This is a genomic window from Streptomyces sp. NPDC088124 (assembly GCF_040685895.1).
Lineage (GTDB): Bacteria > Actinomycetota > Actinomycetes > Streptomycetales > Streptomycetaceae > Streptomyces.
Map to the genome: position 1 here is coordinate 250836 of NZ_JBFBJB010000001.1, position 16314 is coordinate 267149.

Consider the following 16314-nt stretch of genomic DNA (forward strand, 5'->3'; position numbering starts at 1 on the left):
GTCACGCCCGTGTACGCGCTCGCCGACCGCGTACGTTCCTACGAACTGGTCAAGGAGCAGGCCGGCGCCGCACACCCCGTAGCCCACAACCGCTCGCGGAGATCCGGCCAAGAGAGCCGGCGGTCGATGCCACCCCCGTCCCCCTACTGGCATAGTGCCCGCATGCCCGGACACATACGGATCACCCGACGCCCGGCCGCCTTCGCGGCGGCTCTCGCCACCGTGCTCGCCGCGGCGTCGGTGCCCGCGGCGGCCGACGGCTCCCGCGAGGTCGCGCTGCGTCTCGAAGCCCCCGCGACGTTCCGCGCGTACAACGCCGACGAGGGCGCCGGGGCCGAGAACGATGACTTTGTCGTCCCCGTCGCCGTCCTGCCGAGCGACGGCGGCCCGGCCCGCGACGTCAAGGTCGTCGTGGACACGTCGGGGCTGGCGGGCGTCGGGCGGGCGGTGAAGGGCGGTTACGGGAACTGCACCGGCGGCGGCCCCGTGTTCACCTGCGCCTACGGCGACGTGCAGAACGGCGACGGGGAGGCCAACGCGCCCTTCACCCTCCACGGCGTCGACGGCGTACGGCCCGGCGACAGCGGGACGGTGACGTACACCGCCACCGCAGAGAACGCGTCCCCGGTCACCGGCACGACCCGCATGACCGTAGGCGGCCCCACGCTCCACACGCCCGAGAAGGAGAAGGCGGTCAAGGGCCTGGAACCGGGCAAGCCGGCACCACTCACCCCCAGGTTCGCCAACCACAGCCGGTTCACCACGGAGGACGGCGTCGCCCTGCACATCACGGCGCGGGACGGTCTGCGGCTGACCTCGCACCCCCGCAACTGCTCCTTCGACGCCGCGTTCACCTCGGCGTGGTGCACGTTCCCCACCCGGGCCGCGCCGGGCTCCGCGTACCGCCTCACCTCCCCGGTCAGCTACACCTCCGCCCCCGGGAAGCTGATGGGCACGCTCTCCTACAGCTGGTCGTCCGATCCGCGGAAGCCCGGCGATCTCGACGGTCTCACCACGCGCGGCACGGACACCCCGCTGACGCTGACCCGGACGGCCACCCCGCGTGGCCTCACGAACGGCAGCACCGACATCCGCGTCGAGACCACGGTGCAGGCCGACTACGAGCCGGTCACGTCCCCCGTCCGGGGCCGGGTCGGCGACACGGTGAAGGTACGGCTCGGAGTACGCGACCACGGCCCCGGCCGGCCGGCCGACACCGAGACGCAGGGCGGCTTCGAGGTCGTCCCGCCGGAGGGCACCACCGTCACCTCCATCCCGTACGTCTTCGAGAACGACGGCAGCGCCTGGGCGTGCCAGCGGCCGGAGAAGCCCGGCGGAGCGTTCGTCTGCGACATCGGCCAGGTCAGCTTCCTCGACGCGCGGCACGAGGACGGGACGACCACGATCGACTTCCGCATCCGCATCGACCGCCAGGTCCCCGGCGCGCGCGGCACCATCCGCACGCACAACCCCTACGACCGCACCCCCGGCAACGACACCGCCGCCATCCCGCTCGACGCGTCCCCCGCCCCGCTCTACCGGAGCCCCGTCCTGTGGGCGGCGGGCGCGGGCGGAGCGGTGGTGGTCGTGATCCTGGCGGCCCTGTACCGGCGTCGGCGGCAGCGGGCCTGAGGGGGTTGTGCACGAAGGCGGCGCCATACCGGACCGGTCAGGCCGTCGGAAGCTCAGTCGGCAGCCCCTTCGGCCGCTTTCCGCTCCTTCGCGAGCGTGATGACGTTCTCGGCCAGCTCCCGGAACTCCCGGTAACAGGTCTGCACATACTTCTGCGTACTGCCGAGCGCGCCGTCCGCCGCTTTGAGTTCGAACATCGCTTTGCGGGCGTCGTGGGCCAGCGGCATCAGGCTGCGGTAGTTGCGCAGCGTCGCGATGCGGTACTGATCATCGTCTCGTGCCGGCTCCGGATCGCCCAGCACGGCGGCCGAGTAGACCCACGGAACCGCTCATGTGCCCGGTCTGCTCCAGACCGAGGATTACGCCCGCAGCATCTTCGCGGCGGTCCTCCCGGCGCTCTCGCGCCTCGAAGTCGAACTCCGCGTAGCCCACCGCATGGAACGGCAGCAGGTACTGGACCGGGAACAGCCACCCGGCTTCGTGGGTTACGTACACGAAGCGGCGCTGCGCATGCGTTTCGGCGGTCGTGAGGCAGCACGGAATCAGCTCAACGTGCTGATCACAGCGTCCGAGAAGGAGAACATCACGATCCGCATAGTGCCCTTCGAACGCGGCAGTTTCCCCGGCGCGGGACATGCCCTGCTCTACGCGGAGGGAGCCGTGCCCCAACTCGACACCGCGCAGGTGGATTCGGCCCACGGTCCGGACTTCCTGCACACCGAGCCACATCTCGCCAAGTACCGGGCCCACTTGGAGTGGATGAACAAGGAATGCCTGTCAGCAAGCGCCTCGCCGGATTTCATCCACAACCTCGTCCGAGAGCTATGAGGGGAACACGATGAACAAGATCACCTGGGAAGACCCGTTCTGCGGGGAAGGCAACAACTGCTTCCGTATCGGCACCGACCCCAGCGGCAACGCCTACATCGCCGTCGCGGGCCAGGAGGACACCTACCTCACCGACCCCGCGAAGCCCTCGCCACCCTCATCCGCGACATCAAGGCCGGCAAGGCCGACCACCTGCTCTAGGGATTGCCGGAGGAGAAATACCGAAAGACGAGGCAGGAGACGTCCGGCAGGCGTGGGCCCGGGTGACCGCCCGGCTTGAGCAGCACGCCCCTGGAGTTTTCGCTGCGCTGGGTGGCCCGGGGTGCCCCACTGCTGTCGCCGAAGCCGAAAGGCGTATGGGCCTGGAACTGCCGAGGGATATGCGGCAGTGGCTCCTCGCGAACGACATCGATGCCGGCAGGCAGCCTGATGCCCGGGTAAGTCTGGTGGCGCTGGGGTGCCAGGGAGTCGTCCCCGGCGGCGGGCTCCTTCTCGGCCTCACGGACATCGAGCGGGTCTACCTCCACAAGGTCGCCATGGAGGAAATGGAACCGTCCGAGGACCCCGGCCACCCGTCCTGGCGCCGGGAATGGGTGCCGTTCGCTGCCGAACGCGACGGCTTCTACGGGAGGTTCCTGAGCACTCGCACCGGAAGCGTCGGGTCCTGGAGCGAAGGATCCTTCCCCGCGGAAGGGGCATACCCGTCCCTGTCCGCCTTCTTCCATGATGCGGCGGACCGGCTGGAAGGGGTCGCCTCGGGCGGCACGGGCGTTCACCGGCCGAAGGACGAGGCGGTACGCCGCTGGGCCCGCGCGAACGGCTATCTCGTCAACGACCACGGGCGGATCCCTTCGCCCGTCCGCGAGGCGTACGAGGCATCGCGGTGAGCGCCGGATGCGCTAGCGGGACTGGCGCGGGACGCGGGAACACCTCGCGCCCCGCGCCACGGCAGCCTCAGGTGGTGTCAGCTCTCGTAGTGGTAACGGCACTGCGCGATCAGAACCCCGTCTTCGGTGGCCTTGTAGATCAGCCGGTGCTCGTCGTTGATGCGGCGCGACCAGTAGCCCTGGAACCCGTGCTTGAGCGGTTCCGGTTTGCCGATCCCCTCGTTGCCGTTCCGGGCGATGTCGGTGATGAGCGTATTGATGCGCTTGAGGATCTTCCGGTCCTGAAGCTGCCACCACAGATAGTCCTCCCACGCCCGGGAGGAGAAGGTGATCTTCACGCGCGGCCCTGGTCGTCCGTCGTCAGCTCACGCACCGTACCGCCACCGCTCTCCAGCTCGTCGATGGACGCGAGCAGGCGCCGGGCGTTGGCGGGACTCCGCAACAGATACGCGGTCTCCTTCAGGGACTCGTAGTCCTCAAGGGAGACTATGACGACGGGGTCGTGTCCAGCCCGGGTGATGACAACCTCTTCACGGTCGTCATTGACGGAGTTGAGTACCTCGGCATACCGCGCGCGGGACTCGGAATACGTCATGGTCTTCACAAGCAATCCCTCTCTCACGTACAAGAAACTGTACGTCTGGACCCGCGGCACGGCAAGCGCGGTCACCGGTCGGCGCCACCGAGGGCCCTCAGCCCGATGTTGAGCTCCAGGACGTTGACGTGCGGCTCCCCGATGAAGCCCAGCGTCCGCCCCGTCGTATGGGCGTCCACCAGGGCGCGTACCCGGTCGACGGGAAGGTGGTTGCGTTCCGCGACGCGGTTGATCTGGAGGCGGGCGTACTCCGGGGAGATGTCGGGGTCGAGGCCCGAGCCCGAGGAGGTGACCGCGTCCGGGGGGACGGCGTCGGGGGCGACCGGGTGGCCCGGGGTGGAGTTGTCCCTGATGACGGCGGCCTTGGCGGCCGTCACCCAGGCGATGAGTTCCTTGTTGTCGCCGGAACGGTTCGTCGCGCCCGAGAGCAGCAATTTGTACTGGGTGTTGACGGTGTTCGTGCCCAGGCCCCGGGACGGGCGCGGCTGGAACCACCGCAGGTCGGGGCGGGGCTGTTCCGAGGCGTCGGAGGGGTTCTTCTTCGGCAGGAGGTAGCTCTGGCCGATCAGTTCCGAGCCGACGACCTTGCCGCCGGAGGTGATCTCCGAGCCGTTGGCCCGGTGGGGGAAGAGGCCCTGGGCGACTCCGGTGACGGCCAGCGGGTAGACGACCCCGCAGACCACGGTCAGGACGAGCAGGGCGCGCAGCCCGGCCCCCAGCAGGCGCGCGGTGTTGCGTACGGAGATGTTCATGACGGTCAGCCGATCCCGGGGACGAGGGAGATGAGCAGGTCGATGATCTTGATGCCGATGAAGGGGGCGACGAGGCCGCCGAGGCCGTAGATCCCGAGGTTGCGCCGGAGCATCCGGTCCGCGCTGGTCGGCCGGTACCGTACGCCCCGCAGCGCCAGCGGTACGAGGGCGATGATGATCAGCGCGTTGAAGACGACCGCCGAGAGGATCGCCGACTCGGGGGACGACAGCCGCATGATGTTGAGCTTGTCCAGGCCCGGGTAGACGACCGCGAACATCGCCGGAATGATCGCGAAGTACTTCGCGACGTCATTGGCGATGGAGAACGTCGTCAGCGCGCCCCGCGTGATCAGGAGCTGCTTGCCGATCTCCACGATCTCGATCAGCTTGGTCGGGTTCGAGTCCAGGTCCACCATGTTCCCGGCCTCCTTGGCGGCCGAGGTGCCGGTGTTCATGGCCACGCCGACGTCCGCCTGGGCGAGCGCGGGCGCGTCGTTCGTGCCGTCGCCCGTCATCGCGACGAGCTTGCCGCCCGCCTGTTCCCGCTTGATCAGGGCCATCTTGTCCTCGGGGGTGGCCTCGGCGAGGAAGTCGTCCACGCCCGCCTCGTCCGCGATCGCCTTCGCGGTCAGCGGATTGTCCCCGGTGATCATGACGGTCCTGATGCCCATGCGGCGCAGTTCGTCGAAGCGCTCGCGCATGCCGTCCTTGACGACGTCCTTGAGGTGGATGACGCCCAGCACCCGCGCGCCCGCGCCGTCCTCGACGGCCACGAGCAGCGGCGTGCCGCCCGCCTGGGAGATCGCGTCGGTCAGTTCGCGGGTGTCCCCGGAGACCTGGCCGCCGCGCTCGATGACCCAGGCGGTCACCGAACCGGCCGCGCCCTTGCGTACCTTGCGCGCGGCACCGTCCTCCGTGATGTCGACGCCCGACATCCGGGTCTGCGCCGTGAAGGCGATCCAGGTGGCGCCGGCCAGTTCGCCCTGGTGGCGCTCGCGCAGCCCGTACCGCTCCTTGGCGAGGACGACGACGGAGCGGCCCTCGGGCGTCTCGTCGGCCAGGGAGGAGAGCTGGGCCGCGTCGGCCAGCTCCGCCGGGTCCGTGCCGCGTACGGGGACCAGCTCGGCGGCCTGCCGGTTGCCGAGCGTGATCGTGCCGGTCTTGTCGAGCAGCAGCGTGGACACGTCACCCGCCGCCTCCACCGCCCGCCCCGACATGGCCAGCACATTGCGCTGGACGAGGCGGTCCATCCCGGCGATGCCGATCGCGGAGAGCAGGGCGCCGATGGTCGTCGGGATCAGGCAGACCAGCAGAGCCGTCAGTACGATCATCGACTGCTCGGCGTGGGCGTACGTGGCGAACGGCTGGAGGGTGACCACTGCCAGCAGGAAGACGATCGTGAGGGACGCGAGGAGGATGTTCAGCGCGATCTCGTTGGGGGTCTTCTGCCGGGCCGCGCCTTCGACCAGGGCGATCATCCGGTCGATGAACGTCTCGCCGGGCCTGGTCGTGATCCGGACGACGATCCGGTCGGAGAGCACCTTCGTACCGCCGGTGACGGCCGAGCGGTCGCCGCCCGACTCGCGGATGACGGGGGCCGACTCGCCGGTGATCGCGGACTCGTCCACGGAGGCGACGCCCTCGGTCACATCGCCGTCGCCGGGGATGATGTCGCCCGCCTCGCAGACCACCCGGTCGCCGATGCGCAGTTCCGTGCCGGGGACCCGCTCCTCGCCCGCCTCGGGACCGCTGCCGGTGAGCCGGCGCGCGACCGTGTCCGTCTTGGCCCGGCGCAGTGTGTCGGCCTGCGCCTTGCCACGGCCCTCGGCGACCGCCTCCGCCAGATTGGCGAAGACCACGGTCAGCCAGAGCCACGCGGTGATCGCCCAGCCGAACCAGTCGCCCGGATCCAGGATCGCCAGCGCGGTCGTCAGGACCGAGCCGGCCTCGACCACGAACATCACCGGGGATTTGATCATCACCCGTGGATCGAGCTTCCTGAGCGCGTCCGGGAGGGACCTGAGCAGCTGTCCGGGGTCGAAGAACCCGACGCCGACCCGTCCGGTGGAGAGATCGCTGTGCGGAGCCGAGGCCGGGGTGGAGGTGGGGGTGGTGGGACTGGACATCGTGCCTTCTTGCTTCTCCCTGCGCGTACGAATGGTCATGACGCCAGCCCTTCGGCCAGCGGCCCCAGCGCCAGCGCGGGGAAGTAGGTCAGCCCGGTGACGATCAGGATCGTGCCGGCGAGCACGCCCGTGAACAGCGGTTTGTCCGTACGCAGGGTGCCCGCCGTCGAGGGGATCGGCCGCTGCTCGGCCAGCGATCCCGCCAGCGCGAGGACGAACACCATCGGGACGAAGCGGCCGAGCAGCATCACGATGCCGAGGCTCGTGTTGAACCACTGGGTGTCCGCGTTGAGCCCGGCGAAGGCCGAGCCGTTGTTGTTCCCGGCCGAGGTGTAGGCGTACAGGATCTCGGAGAAGCCGTGCGGCCCCGAGTTGGTCAGCGAGTGGACCGGGGTGGGCAGCGCCATCGCGACGGCCGTGAAGCAGAGCACCAGCGCCGGGGTGACGAGGATGTAGCACGCGGCGAACTTGATCTCGCGGGTGCCGATCTTCTTGCCCAGGTACTCGGGCGTACGTCCGACCATCAGACCGGCGAGGAACACCGCGATGACGGCCATGATCAGGATCCCGTACAGACCGGAACCGACCCCGCCGGGCGCGATCTCGCCGAGCTGCATGCCCAGCAGCGCGATCCCGCCACCGAATCCGGTGAAGGAGGAGAGGAAGGAGTTGACCGCGCCGGTCGAGGTGAGAGTGGTGGCGACCGCCCAGATCGAGGAGCCGCCGACGCCGAACCGGGTCTCCTTGCCCTCCAGCGCGCCGCCCGCGATGTCGAACGCGGGCGCGCCGTGGTGGAACTCGGTCCACATCATCAGTGCGGTGAAGCCGAGCCAGATCACCACCATCGTGGCGAGGATCGCGTACCCCTGCTTGACGGAACCGACCATCCTGCCGAAGGTCCGGGTCATGGCGAACGGGATGAGCAGGATGAGGAAGATCTCGAAGAGGTTGGAGATGCCGTTGGGGTTCTCGAAGGGGTGCGCGGAGTTGGCGTTGAAGTAGCCGCCGCCATTGGTCCCCAGTTCCTTGATGGCCTCCTGGGAGGCGACCGCACCGCCGTTCCACTGCTGGGGTCCGCCGAGGAACTGTCCGACCTCGTGGATGCCGGCGAAGTTCTGGATCGCGCCGCAGGCGACGAGGACGACGGCGCCGATGACGGAGATCGGCAGCAGGATCCGTACGGTGCCCCGCACCAGGTCGGCCCAGAAGTTGCCCAGTTCGCCGGTACGGGAGCGGGCGAAGCCCCGTACGAGCGCCACCGCGACGGCCATGCCGACGGCGGCGGAGAGGAAGTTCTGCACGGCGAGCCCGCCGGTCTGGACGACCGGGCCCATGGACTGCTCGCCGTAGTACGACTGCCAGTTGGTGTTCGAGACGAACGACGCGGCCGTGTTGAACGCCTGGTCCGGGTCGATCGAGGAGAAGCCGAGCGAGCCGGGCAGTCCGCCCTGGACGCGCTGGAGCAGGTAGAGGAAGAGGACGCTCACCGCCGAGAAGGCGAGGACACCGCGCAGATAGGCGGTCCAGCGCATCTCGGTGTCGGGGTTGGCGCCGATGGCCCGGTAGATCCACTTCTCGACCCGCAGATGGCGGCCGGTCCCCCGACCGGCGGAGGGGTCCGGGGAGTAGACGCGGGCCATGTGGTCACCGAGCGGGCGGTACGCCAGCCCCAGCGCCACGATCAGCGCGAGCAACTGGAGCGCACCGGCGAGGACAGGACTCATGGCGGGGCTCAGAACCTCTCCGGGAACAGCAGGGCGAGGACGAGATATCCCAGCAGGGCGACGGCCACGACCAGGCCGACGACGTTCTCGGCGGTCACAGCTTCGTCACCCCCTTGGCGACGAGGGCCACCAGCGCGAAGACCGCGACCGTGGCGACGACGAAGGCCAGATCGGCCATCGTGGGCTCCTGAATGAGGTTCGGTACGGGTGAGGTACGAGGGGAACGGACGTCCTGAGGAAACCTCCTTGTTCGGGGCTTCTGTCATCCGTTGACGGTGTCCATACGGCGCCGGCCACCGGCTTGACGGCTCTCTTACGCGCTGCGCGGATCGCCGGTTGGCGCGGGCACGGCCTGGATACGATGGAGGGCGGCTCCACGCAATACGGCTCCACGTATTGACGGTATTGATGCCCCCGAATTGAGCGAGGAAAGGAATCCTTGGATATGACGACCGAGACGTTCGAGTTTCAGGTGGAAGCACGCCAGCTCCTCCAGATGATGATCCATTCGATCTACTCGAACAAGGATGTTTTCCTTCGCGAGCTGGTCTCCAACGCCTCCGACGCGCTGGACAAATTGCGGCTGGAAGCCCTCCGTAACGAACTCCAAGAAGACGTGTCCGACCTTCATATCGACATCGAGGTCGACAAGGAACAGCGCACGCTGACTGTACGTGACAACGGCATCGGAATGTCGCATGACGACGTCGTGGAGCTCATCGGAACCATCGCGAATTCCGGCACGGCGAAGTTCCTCAAGGAGCTGAAGGAAGCGAAGGAGGCGCAGGACGCGGCGGCCTCCGAGGAACTCATCGGCCAGTTCGGCGTCGGCTTCTACTCCAGCTTCATGGTGGCCGACGAGGTCACCCTGCTGACCCGGCGCGCGGGCGAGAGCAAGGGGACGCGCTGGCAGTCCACGGGTGAGGGCACGTACACGGTCGACACGGTCGACGAGGCGCCGCGCGGCACGGCGGTCACGCTGCGGCTGAAGCCGGAGGACTCCGAGGACCAGCTCTTCGACTACACCTCCGCGTGGAAGATCAAGGAGATCGTCAAGCGCTACTCGGACTTCATCACCTGGCCGATCCGCATGGCCGCCGAGGCGAAGCCGGCCACCGCCGACGCGGCTGACACGACCGGCTCCGAGGGCGCCGACGCCGCAGACGCCGCTGACGCCACTGACAGCGCTGCCGCCTCCGACGCGACGCCCGAACCCGAGACGATCAACTCGATGAAGGCGCTGTGGGCCCGCTCCAGGACCGAGGTGACCGACGAGGAGTACAGCGAGCTGTACAAGCACGTCAGCCACGACTGGACCGACCCGCTCGAAACCATCCGCATGCAGGCGGAAGGCACCTTCGAATACCAGGCGCTGCTCTTCCTCCCGTCGCACGCACCACAGGACCTGTTCACCCAGGGGAGCAAGCGCGGAGTCCAGCTCTATGTGAAGCGCGTCTTCATCATGGACAACTGTGAAGCGCTGATGCCCGATTATCTGCGTTTCGTCAAGGGCGTGGTCGACGCGCAGGACCTCTCGCTCAATGTGTCGCGCGAGATCCTCCAGCAGGACCGGCAGATCCAATTGATGCACCGGCGCCTGGTCAAGAAGGTGCTGTCGACGGTGAAGGAGATGATGGCCGACCGTCCGGAGTCCTACGCGACGTTCTGGAAGGAATTCGGCCGGGTCCTCAAGGAAGGGCTGCTCAGCGACTTCGAGAACCGCGACGCCATTCTCGGCGTCTCGTCGTTCGCCTCGACCCACGATGACGACGGGGTGACCACCCTCAAGCAGTACGTGGAGCGCATGAAGGAGGGGCAGCAGCACATCTTCTACATGACGGGCGAGTCCCGTACGGCGATCGAGAACTCGCCGCACATGGAGGCGCTGCGCGCCAAGGGGTTCGAAGTGCTGCTCCTCACCGACCCCGTCGACGAGGTGTGGGTCCAGTCCGTCCCCGAGTTCGACGGCAAGCCGCTGCAGTCGATCGCCAAGGGCGAGGTCGACCTCGACACCGAGGAGGAGAAGAAGGAGGTCGAGGCCGAGCGCGAGAAGCGGCAGCAGGACTTCGCCGCGCTGCTGACCTGGATGTCCTCGCAGCTGAGCGAGCAGGTGAAGGAGGTACGGCTCTCCTCGCGGCTCACGGTGTCGCCCGCCTGCATCGTCGGGGACACCTTCGACGTGACCCCGGCGCTGGAGAACATGTACCGCGCCATGGGCCAGGACGTGCCGCGCATCAAGCGGATCCTCGAACTCAACCCGACGCACCCGCTGGTCGCCGGCCTGCGCAAGTCCCACGCCGATTCGCCCTCGGATTCCGGTCTCGCCGAGGCGGCCGAACTGGTCTACGGGATGGCGCTCCTCGCGGACGGCGGCGAACTCGCCGATCCGTCACGCTTCATCAAGCTGATGGCGGACCGGCTGGAGCGGACCCTGTAGCTCCCGGCGGCAGGATGCGGAACACTTCGGAGGGCGGCCACCGGCACCGGCGGCCGCCCTCCGGCATACGCGCGCTTCGGCGTGCGTGCCGTCCGGTGTACGTACGCTCCTCCGCGTGCTCCGGAGCGCACCCCGTGCCCCATGGTTCAAAGATTGCGCAACCTTTAAAGTGTTGGCATGAATGATCGCGGCAGTACGGAATGGGAGATCGCGGTCCTCGACGGAGGACCCGCGAACGGGGTACGGATGCGGGTCGCCGACCGGCCGTCCGTGGTGCAGGTGACGTACCCCTGCGAACTCGACGGCCCCTCGGGCGGCGCACAGGTGGACGCGCTCTTCGTCTACCGGCGCGATCCGCGCGTACAGGGCGAGCCCCTGCGGTACGGCTTCGACCTGGCCAGCCCCTGAAGACCTGACGGGACCGGCCGGCCGGTCCCGTCAGCGGCCCGAAGAGGCAGGGGAGGAAGGGGAGACAGAGGAAGAAGGGGAGGGAGAGGGGGAGGAAGAGGGGGACGGAGAGGAGGGAGTGGAAGGCGTGACGGGCGAGGCGACAGCACCGTCCACTCCCGTGCCGCCCTCCTCCTTCATCGCCTTGGTCTCGCTCTTGAGGATGCGCAGGGACTTGCCCACGGCCCGCGCGGTGTCCGGCAGCTTCTTCGAACCGAACACGACGATGATCACGATGGCCACGATGAGCAGGTGCCAAGGCTCCAAACCGTTACGCAACATTCCGCCCCGCCTTCCTCTCGTCCGATCCCGTACCGGCCGGCCCCGCGTCACCCACGCACCCGCGGCCCGCACCTCTCACTAAAGTTGCTACATTGCGCAACTGTACAACCAAGAGGCCGGCCAGAGGATGATGAGGGCGCGCATATGGCAGGCAGCAGTCGGCACACGGCATCCCCGGGCGGCAGCCGCCGCGCCGCCCCCACCCGCTCCCGGCGGCGCAAGCAGGGCGGAAGACTGCGCACCTCGTTCGTCATAGCCCTGTCCCTGCTGGTGCTCGCCTCCGCCGGAGTCGGCTGGGTCTATCTCAAACTCAGCGGGAACATCAGGACCTTCAGCGCGGGCGGCCTCTCCGACAACCGGCCCGCGTCCACCTCCAAGGGCCAGAACGTCCTGGTCATCGGCTCGGACGCGCGCACGGAGGGGAACCGCTCGCTGGGCGGTGGCGACAAGGACGACATCGGCCGCTCCGACACCGCGTTCCTGCTGCACATCTACGCCGACCAGAAGCACGCGGTCGCCGTCTCCGTACCGCGCGACACGCTCCTCGACATCCCGCCCTGCCAACTGCCCGACGGCACCTGGACGAAGACTCAGGTCAACACCATGTTCAACGCGGCCTTCTCCGTGGGGCAGAGCGCCAAGGGCAACCCCGCCTGCACCCAGAACACCGTCGAGCACCTCACCGGGCTGCGTGTCGATCACACCGTCGTCGTCGACTTCAAGGGTTTCGCGAAGCTGACCGAGGTCGTCGGCGGGGTCCAGGTGTGTCTGCCGCAGGACATCTACCAGCAGGATCTCAGCCCCGGCCGCACCACCCGCGGCAAGCGCCTCTTCACCCAGGGCGCCCAGACCGTCTCCGGTCAGCAGGCGCTGGACTACGTACGGATCCGGCACGGCATAGGCGACGGCTCCGACATCGGCCGCATCAAGCGCCAACAGGCCTTCGTCGCCGCCCTGCTCAAGAAGGTGAAGAGCGACGGCCTCACCCCCACCAAGCTGCTGCCGCTCGCGAACGCCGCGACGCGGTCCATGACCGTCGACCCGGGCCTCGGCTCGGCCGACAAACTGATCAGCTTCATGATGTCGCTCAAGGACATCGACCTGCACAACACCAAGTTCGTCACCATCCCCTGGCGGTACGAGGGCGCGCGCGTCGCGATCGTCGAGCCGGACGCCTCCGAACTGTGGGCGGCGCTCAAGGCCGACCGTACGGTCGACGGCAAGGACGCCAGCGGCAAGAACGCCGATGGCACGAAAGACGGCGGGACCAAGGAGGTCACCGCCTCCCCCTCGGTCTCCCCCTCGGCCTCCCCCTCGCCGAGCGCCACCGGCGAGGTCTCCGGCGGCGGCATCAGCGTCGCCGTCTACAACGGCACCACGGTCACCGGGCTGGCCGCGCGGGCCTCCCGTGCGCTGACGGAGCACGACTTCACCGTCACCGGCACCGCGACCGCGAGCAGCCAGGACCGCACCACCACGGTGATCGAGTACGGCACCGGCCTGGAGGACCGGGCCAGGACCGTCGCTCGGCTCTTCCCGGGGGCGGCGGTCACGCCCGTGTCCACCACCTCGGGCATCGATGTCGTCCTCGGCACGTCGTACGCGGACGCCCCGGCCGACGGGACCGGCGGCACCGGGGGAACCGGCGGAACCGGTGACGGAACCGGAACCTCCGCGTCCGATCCGGGCTCCGACCCGGCCTCGGGCCCCGGCGTCGGCTCCGTACCGTCCGCCGTGGCCGACGACGCCCGTTCCGCCGACGACGACCCCTGCTCGAACCTCTCCTACGGCTGACCGGGACGACCCTCATGACGCCGCTCATGGCGTCCCCTCGCCACCGCCAGCCCCACCGCGTACAGCGCGAGGACCGCGGCGAGCAGGAGGTAGTACGGCGCGGGCAGCGGCAACATCCCGAGGGCCGGGCCGAGCGGCGAGAGCGGCAGCAGCAGCCCGGTCGCGGCGAGCCCGGCGGCGGCCCAGCGGACGGGACTCGGCGCGCCCCGGCCCCCTCCTCCCCCGCTCCGGGCGCTCGCCCGCAGCAGAAGCATCACCAGCGCCTGGGTGAGCAGGTTCTCCGTGAACCACCCCGAGTGGAAGGCCGCCTGACCGCTCTCGTCCACCGCCGTGCGCAGGGCGAGCGCGAGCACCGCGAACGTCGCCAGGTCGGCGGTGGCGTTGATCAGCCCGAAGCCGGTGATGAACCGGAGGAACGCGCGGGACCGCAGCTCCGTCGGCCTGCGCAGCGCCCCGGGCCCCGGCCGGTCGTACGCGAAGGCGAGCTGCGCCGCGTCGAAGCAGAGGTTCTGCACGAGGACCTGCGCCGGGAGCATCGGCAGAAAGGGCAGCAGCAGGCCCGCGACGAGCATCGCGATGACGTTGCCGAGGTTCGAGGAGAGCGTGATCCGCAGATACGTCGCGATGTTGCCGCTGGAGTGGCGCCCGGCGCTGATCGCGTGGTCGATCGCGGTGAGGTCCTTCTTCGCCAGGACGACATCGCTGCACTCGCGCACGACATCGACGGCGTCGCGCGGGCATATCCCCACGTCGGCGGCGTGCAGGGCGGGCAGGTCGTTGACGCCGTCACCGAGGAAGCCGGTGGTGTGGCCGCCGGCGCGCACGGCGGCGACGATACGGGCCTTGTGCTCGGGCGTGCAGCGCGCGAAGACGGTGGTGCGCCGGGCGACTTCAACGAGTTCGGCGTCGGTGAGGGCGTCGACGCGGTCGGCGGTGACCACCTCGCCGGACGTCCCCAGCGGGACCCCGAGGTCCTGACAGGCGCGCGCCGCCGTTCCCGGGTGGTCGCCGGTGAGGATCTTGACCGTGACGCCGCGGGCCGCGAAGACCTCCAGCGCGTCGGCGGCCGTCGGGGCGAGCGCGTCGCGGAGCGCCACGAACCCGCGGAAGTCGAGACCGCGTTCGTCGGCCGGGGTGTAGTCACGGCGCCGGGCCGGCCGCTCGGCGGTGGCGACCGCCAGCAGCCGCAGCCCGCGGTCCGCCTCACGGGCGGCGAGGGCGGTGAGGCGCCCGCGCTCGTCGTCGTCGAGCACACACCGCTGGAGTACGTCGGCGACGGCACCCTTGACGACGAGGGTGTGGCTGCCCAGGCGCCCGGGGCGCCGTACGACCGCGGTGGAGAGCCGGCGTACGGGATCGAACGGCAGGGCCGCGACCCCCTCGTACCCCGCGGGACCGCCCTCGCCGTACGTCGCGGAACCGCCGTCGCCGCCCTCCTCCGCCGTCGTCTCCGCGGCGTCCAGGATCGCCTCGTCGAGCGCGTCGGGGGCGGGCAGATCGGCCAGTTGCAGCGTCCACCAGGCGTTGACGGCTGCCCAGTGCAGTACCTCCGGGTCGGGGTCGCCCCGGGGGTCCGTCGCCCGGTGGAGGACCGGGCGGTCCTGGGTGAGGGTGCCCGTCTTGTCGAGGAACAGGACGTCGACGGCGCCCAGGTCGTGCAGCGCGGGCAGCCGTTTGACGATGACGCTGTGGTCGCGCGCGAGGAGCGACGCGCCCCGGGCGAGCGCCGTGGTGACGATGACCGGCAACATCTCCGGTGTCAGCCCGACCGCCACCGCCACGGCGAACGGCAGCGTCTCCAGACCCCGGCCGCGCAGCGCGGCGTTGGCCATCAGGACCAGTGGCGGGGTCAGCAGCATGAACCGGATCAGCACCCAGGAGATCCCGTGCACCGAGCGGTCGAAGGCGCTGGCGGGGCGCCGTCCCGGGCGGCTGCGCGCCGCGCCCCACCGGGTACGGCCACCGGTCGCGACGACGACGGCCGTACCGCTCCCGGAGGCCACGCTGCTGCCCTGGAAGCAGAGTTGCGGCTCCCCGAACACCCCCAGGTGCCCCCCGAGCCCGCCCAGGCGCCCCCCGAACGCCCCGAGGTGACCGCCCGCGCCACCGGGCCCCGCGCCGGGCGCGTCCACGGCGTACTTGGCGACCGGGGCCGACTCCCCCGTCAGCGGCGCCTGATGGACGGTCAGACCGCTGGCCCGCAGCAGCCGTACGTCGGCGGGCACCAGGTCGCCGGGGCCGAGGCGGATCACATCGCCGGGCACGAGCTGGTCGACCGGGATCTCCCGGGGCACCGGCCGCGGGCCGTCCGTGCCGGTCGCGCCGTCCGTGCCGGTCGCGCCGGTCGCGCCGGTCGCGCCGATGGCGTGGTCGGTGCGCCGCAGTACGGTGGCCGTGGTGGCCACCAGGTCCCGCAGCGCGGCCATGGAGCGGTCGGCGCGGTGCTCGCCGGAGGAGCGCAGCAGACAGCTCACGGCGACGAGCGAGAGGATCACGAGGGCGGTGCCCCAGGCGGCGACCGTCGCGGAGACCAGACCGAGGCAGAGCAGCACGGCCGTGAACGGGTCCCGCAGGCTCCGCACGAAGAGGCGCGGCCAGGAGGGCGTGCGCCACTCGGGCACGGCGTTCTCGCCGTACCGGATCAGCCGCTCCTCGGCCTCGGCCTCGGTCAGTCCACGCGGTCCGCTGCCGAGCCCCCGCAGCACCTGGAGGGAGGTGGGCGGGCCCGCCGGGTCCCGGTGATCGGCCGGGTCCGTGACCGCCGGGGCGCCCCAGGCCGCGGGCCCCGGCACCACGGACTCGGACACGGC

15 protein-coding genes and 1 pseudogene are annotated in these 16314 nt (G+C 69.8%); 7 read left to right on the plus strand and 9 right to left on the minus strand.

Going from position 1 to position 16314, the window contains the following annotated elements; all coding sequences use genetic code 11:
• Window positions 1-162: 162 nt before the first annotated feature.
• On the plus strand, window positions 163-1632 hold the full coding sequence (locus AB0P17_RS01085; protein ID WP_365806398.1) for a hypothetical protein: 1470 nt from the start codon (window positions 163-165) through the stop codon (window positions 1630-1632).
• A 53-nt stretch (window positions 1633-1685) separates the two neighbouring features.
• Here AB0P17_RS01085 and AB0P17_RS01090 read toward each other — a convergent pair whose 3' ends face one another.
• Window positions 1686-1934, minus strand: coding sequence for a hypothetical protein (locus AB0P17_RS01090; RefSeq protein WP_365806400.1), 249 nt, complete (start codon window positions 1932-1934; stop codon window positions 1686-1688).
• A gap of 31 nt (window positions 1935-1965) precedes the next feature.
• Between AB0P17_RS01090 and AB0P17_RS01095 the strand changes: the two genes are divergently transcribed.
• From AB0P17_RS01095 to AB0P17_RS01105, 3 genes and pseudogenes are all read left to right on the plus strand, one after another.
• On the plus strand, window positions 1966-2460 hold the full coding sequence (locus AB0P17_RS01095) for a DUF5753 domain-containing protein (RefSeq protein WP_365806401.1): 495 nt from the start codon (window positions 1966-1968) through the stop codon (window positions 2458-2460).
• 10 nt (window positions 2461-2470) lie between these two features.
• Window positions 2471-2661: pseudogene (locus tag AB0P17_RS01100) on the plus strand (hypothetical protein).
• 62 nt (window positions 2662-2723) lie between these two features.
• On the plus strand, window positions 2724-3347 hold the full coding sequence (locus AB0P17_RS01105; protein WP_365806403.1) for a histone-like nucleoid-structuring protein Lsr2: 624 nt from the start codon (window positions 2724-2726) through the stop codon (window positions 3345-3347).
• Window positions 3348-3424: 77 nt separating this feature from the next.
• Here the strand turns inward: AB0P17_RS01105 and AB0P17_RS01110 are convergent, their stop codons facing one another.
• The 6 genes from AB0P17_RS01110 to kdpF all read right to left on the minus strand — a co-directional run bounded on the left by AB0P17_RS01110 (window position 3425) and on the right by kdpF (window position 8642).
• On the minus strand, window positions 3425-3685 hold the full coding sequence (locus AB0P17_RS01110; RefSeq protein ID WP_153178759.1) for a Txe/YoeB family addiction module toxin: 261 nt from the start codon (window positions 3683-3685) through the stop codon (window positions 3425-3427).
• Window positions 3682-3951, minus strand: a complete 270-nt coding sequence (locus AB0P17_RS01115; protein WP_365806404.1) for a type II toxin-antitoxin system prevent-host-death family antitoxin — start codon at window positions 3949-3951, stop codon at window positions 3682-3684. The genes AB0P17_RS01110 and AB0P17_RS01115 overlap by 4 nt, the downstream gene beginning before the upstream one ends.
• A 62-nt stretch (window positions 3952-4013) precedes the next feature.
• Entirely contained in the window at window positions 4014-4694 is a 681-nt protein-coding gene (locus tag AB0P17_RS01120) for a potassium-transporting ATPase subunit C (RefSeq protein ID WP_365806406.1), read from the minus strand.
• Window positions 4695-4699: 5 nt separating this feature from the next.
• A complete protein-coding gene (kdpB, locus tag AB0P17_RS01125; RefSeq protein WP_365806408.1) occupies window positions 4700-6820 on the minus strand; it encodes a potassium-transporting ATPase subunit KdpB in 2121 nt (706 codons plus the stop codon).
• A 35-nt stretch (window positions 6821-6855) separates the two neighbouring features.
• Window positions 6856-8544, minus strand: a complete 1689-nt coding sequence (gene kdpA, locus AB0P17_RS01130; RefSeq protein ID WP_365806410.1) for a potassium-transporting ATPase subunit KdpA — start codon at window positions 8542-8544, stop codon at window positions 6856-6858.
• Window positions 8545-8552: 8 nt separating this feature from the next.
• Window positions 8553-8642: a K(+)-transporting ATPase subunit F gene (gene kdpF, locus AB0P17_RS01135; protein ID WP_037817630.1), complete on the minus strand. Its 90-nt coding sequence runs from the start codon at window positions 8640-8642 to the stop codon at window positions 8553-8555.
• A gap of 347 nt (window positions 8643-8989) precedes the next feature.
• On the opposite strand from kdpF, the gene htpG reads away from it, so the two are divergent.
• Window positions 8990-10981 (plus strand): molecular chaperone HtpG, encoded by a 1992-nt coding sequence (gene htpG / locus AB0P17_RS01140; RefSeq protein WP_365806412.1) that lies wholly within the window; start codon window positions 8990-8992, stop codon window positions 10979-10981.
• 177 nt (window positions 10982-11158) lie between these two features.
• Complete coding sequence (locus AB0P17_RS01145) at window positions 11159-11389, plus strand: hypothetical protein (protein WP_365806414.1); 231 nt, start codon at window positions 11159-11161, stop codon at window positions 11387-11389.
• A 30-nt stretch (window positions 11390-11419) separates the two neighbouring features.
• Here AB0P17_RS01145 and tatA read toward each other — a convergent pair whose 3' ends face one another.
• A complete protein-coding gene (gene tatA / locus AB0P17_RS01150; RefSeq protein ID WP_365806416.1) occupies window positions 11420-11710 on the minus strand; it encodes a Sec-independent protein translocase subunit TatA in 291 nt (96 codons plus the stop codon).
• Window positions 11711-11854: 144 nt separating this feature from the next.
• Between tatA and AB0P17_RS01155 the strand changes: the two genes are divergently transcribed.
• Complete coding sequence (locus AB0P17_RS01155; RefSeq protein WP_365806417.1) at window positions 11855-13504, plus strand: LCP family protein; 1650 nt, start codon at window positions 11855-11857, stop codon at window positions 13502-13504.
• Here AB0P17_RS01155 and mgtA read toward each other — a convergent pair.
• Window positions 13495-16311: a magnesium-translocating P-type ATPase gene (mgtA, locus tag AB0P17_RS01160; RefSeq protein ID WP_365806419.1), complete on the minus strand. Its 2817-nt coding sequence runs from the start codon at window positions 16309-16311 to the stop codon at window positions 13495-13497. The two genes, AB0P17_RS01155 and mgtA, sit on opposite strands and share 10 nt — an antisense overlap.
• Window positions 16312-16314: the final 3 nt, after the last annotated feature.

What these genes read in the sequence shown, in the direction of transcription:
- AB0P17_RS01085 (WP_365806398.1), top strand. Translation starts at nt 163, where the DNA reads ATGCCCGGACACATACGGATCACCCGACGCCCGGCCGCCTTCGCGGCG.
- AB0P17_RS01120 (WP_365806406.1), bottom strand. Translation starts at nt 4,694, where the DNA reads ATGAACATCTCCGTACGCAACACCGCGCGCCTGCTGGGGGCCGGGCTG.
- kdpB (WP_365806408.1), bottom strand. Translation starts at nt 6,820, where the DNA reads ATGTCCAGTCCCACCACCCCCACCTCCACCCCGGCCTCGGCTCCGCAC.
- kdpA (WP_365806410.1), bottom strand. Translation starts at nt 8,544, where the DNA reads ATGAGTCCTGTCCTCGCCGGTGCGCTCCAGTTGCTCGCGCTGATCGTG.
- htpG (WP_365806412.1), top strand. Translation starts at nt 8,990, where the DNA reads ATGACGACCGAGACGTTCGAGTTTCAGGTGGAAGCACGCCAGCTCCTC.
- AB0P17_RS01145 (WP_365806414.1), top strand. Translation starts at nt 11,159, where the DNA reads ATGAATGATCGCGGCAGTACGGAATGGGAGATCGCGGTCCTCGACGGA.
- tatA (WP_365806416.1), bottom strand. Translation starts at nt 11,710, where the DNA reads ATGTTGCGTAACGGTTTGGAGCCTTGGCACCTGCTCATCGTGGCCATC.
- AB0P17_RS01155 (WP_365806417.1), top strand. Translation starts at nt 11,855, where the DNA reads ATGGCAGGCAGCAGTCGGCACACGGCATCCCCGGGCGGCAGCCGCCGC.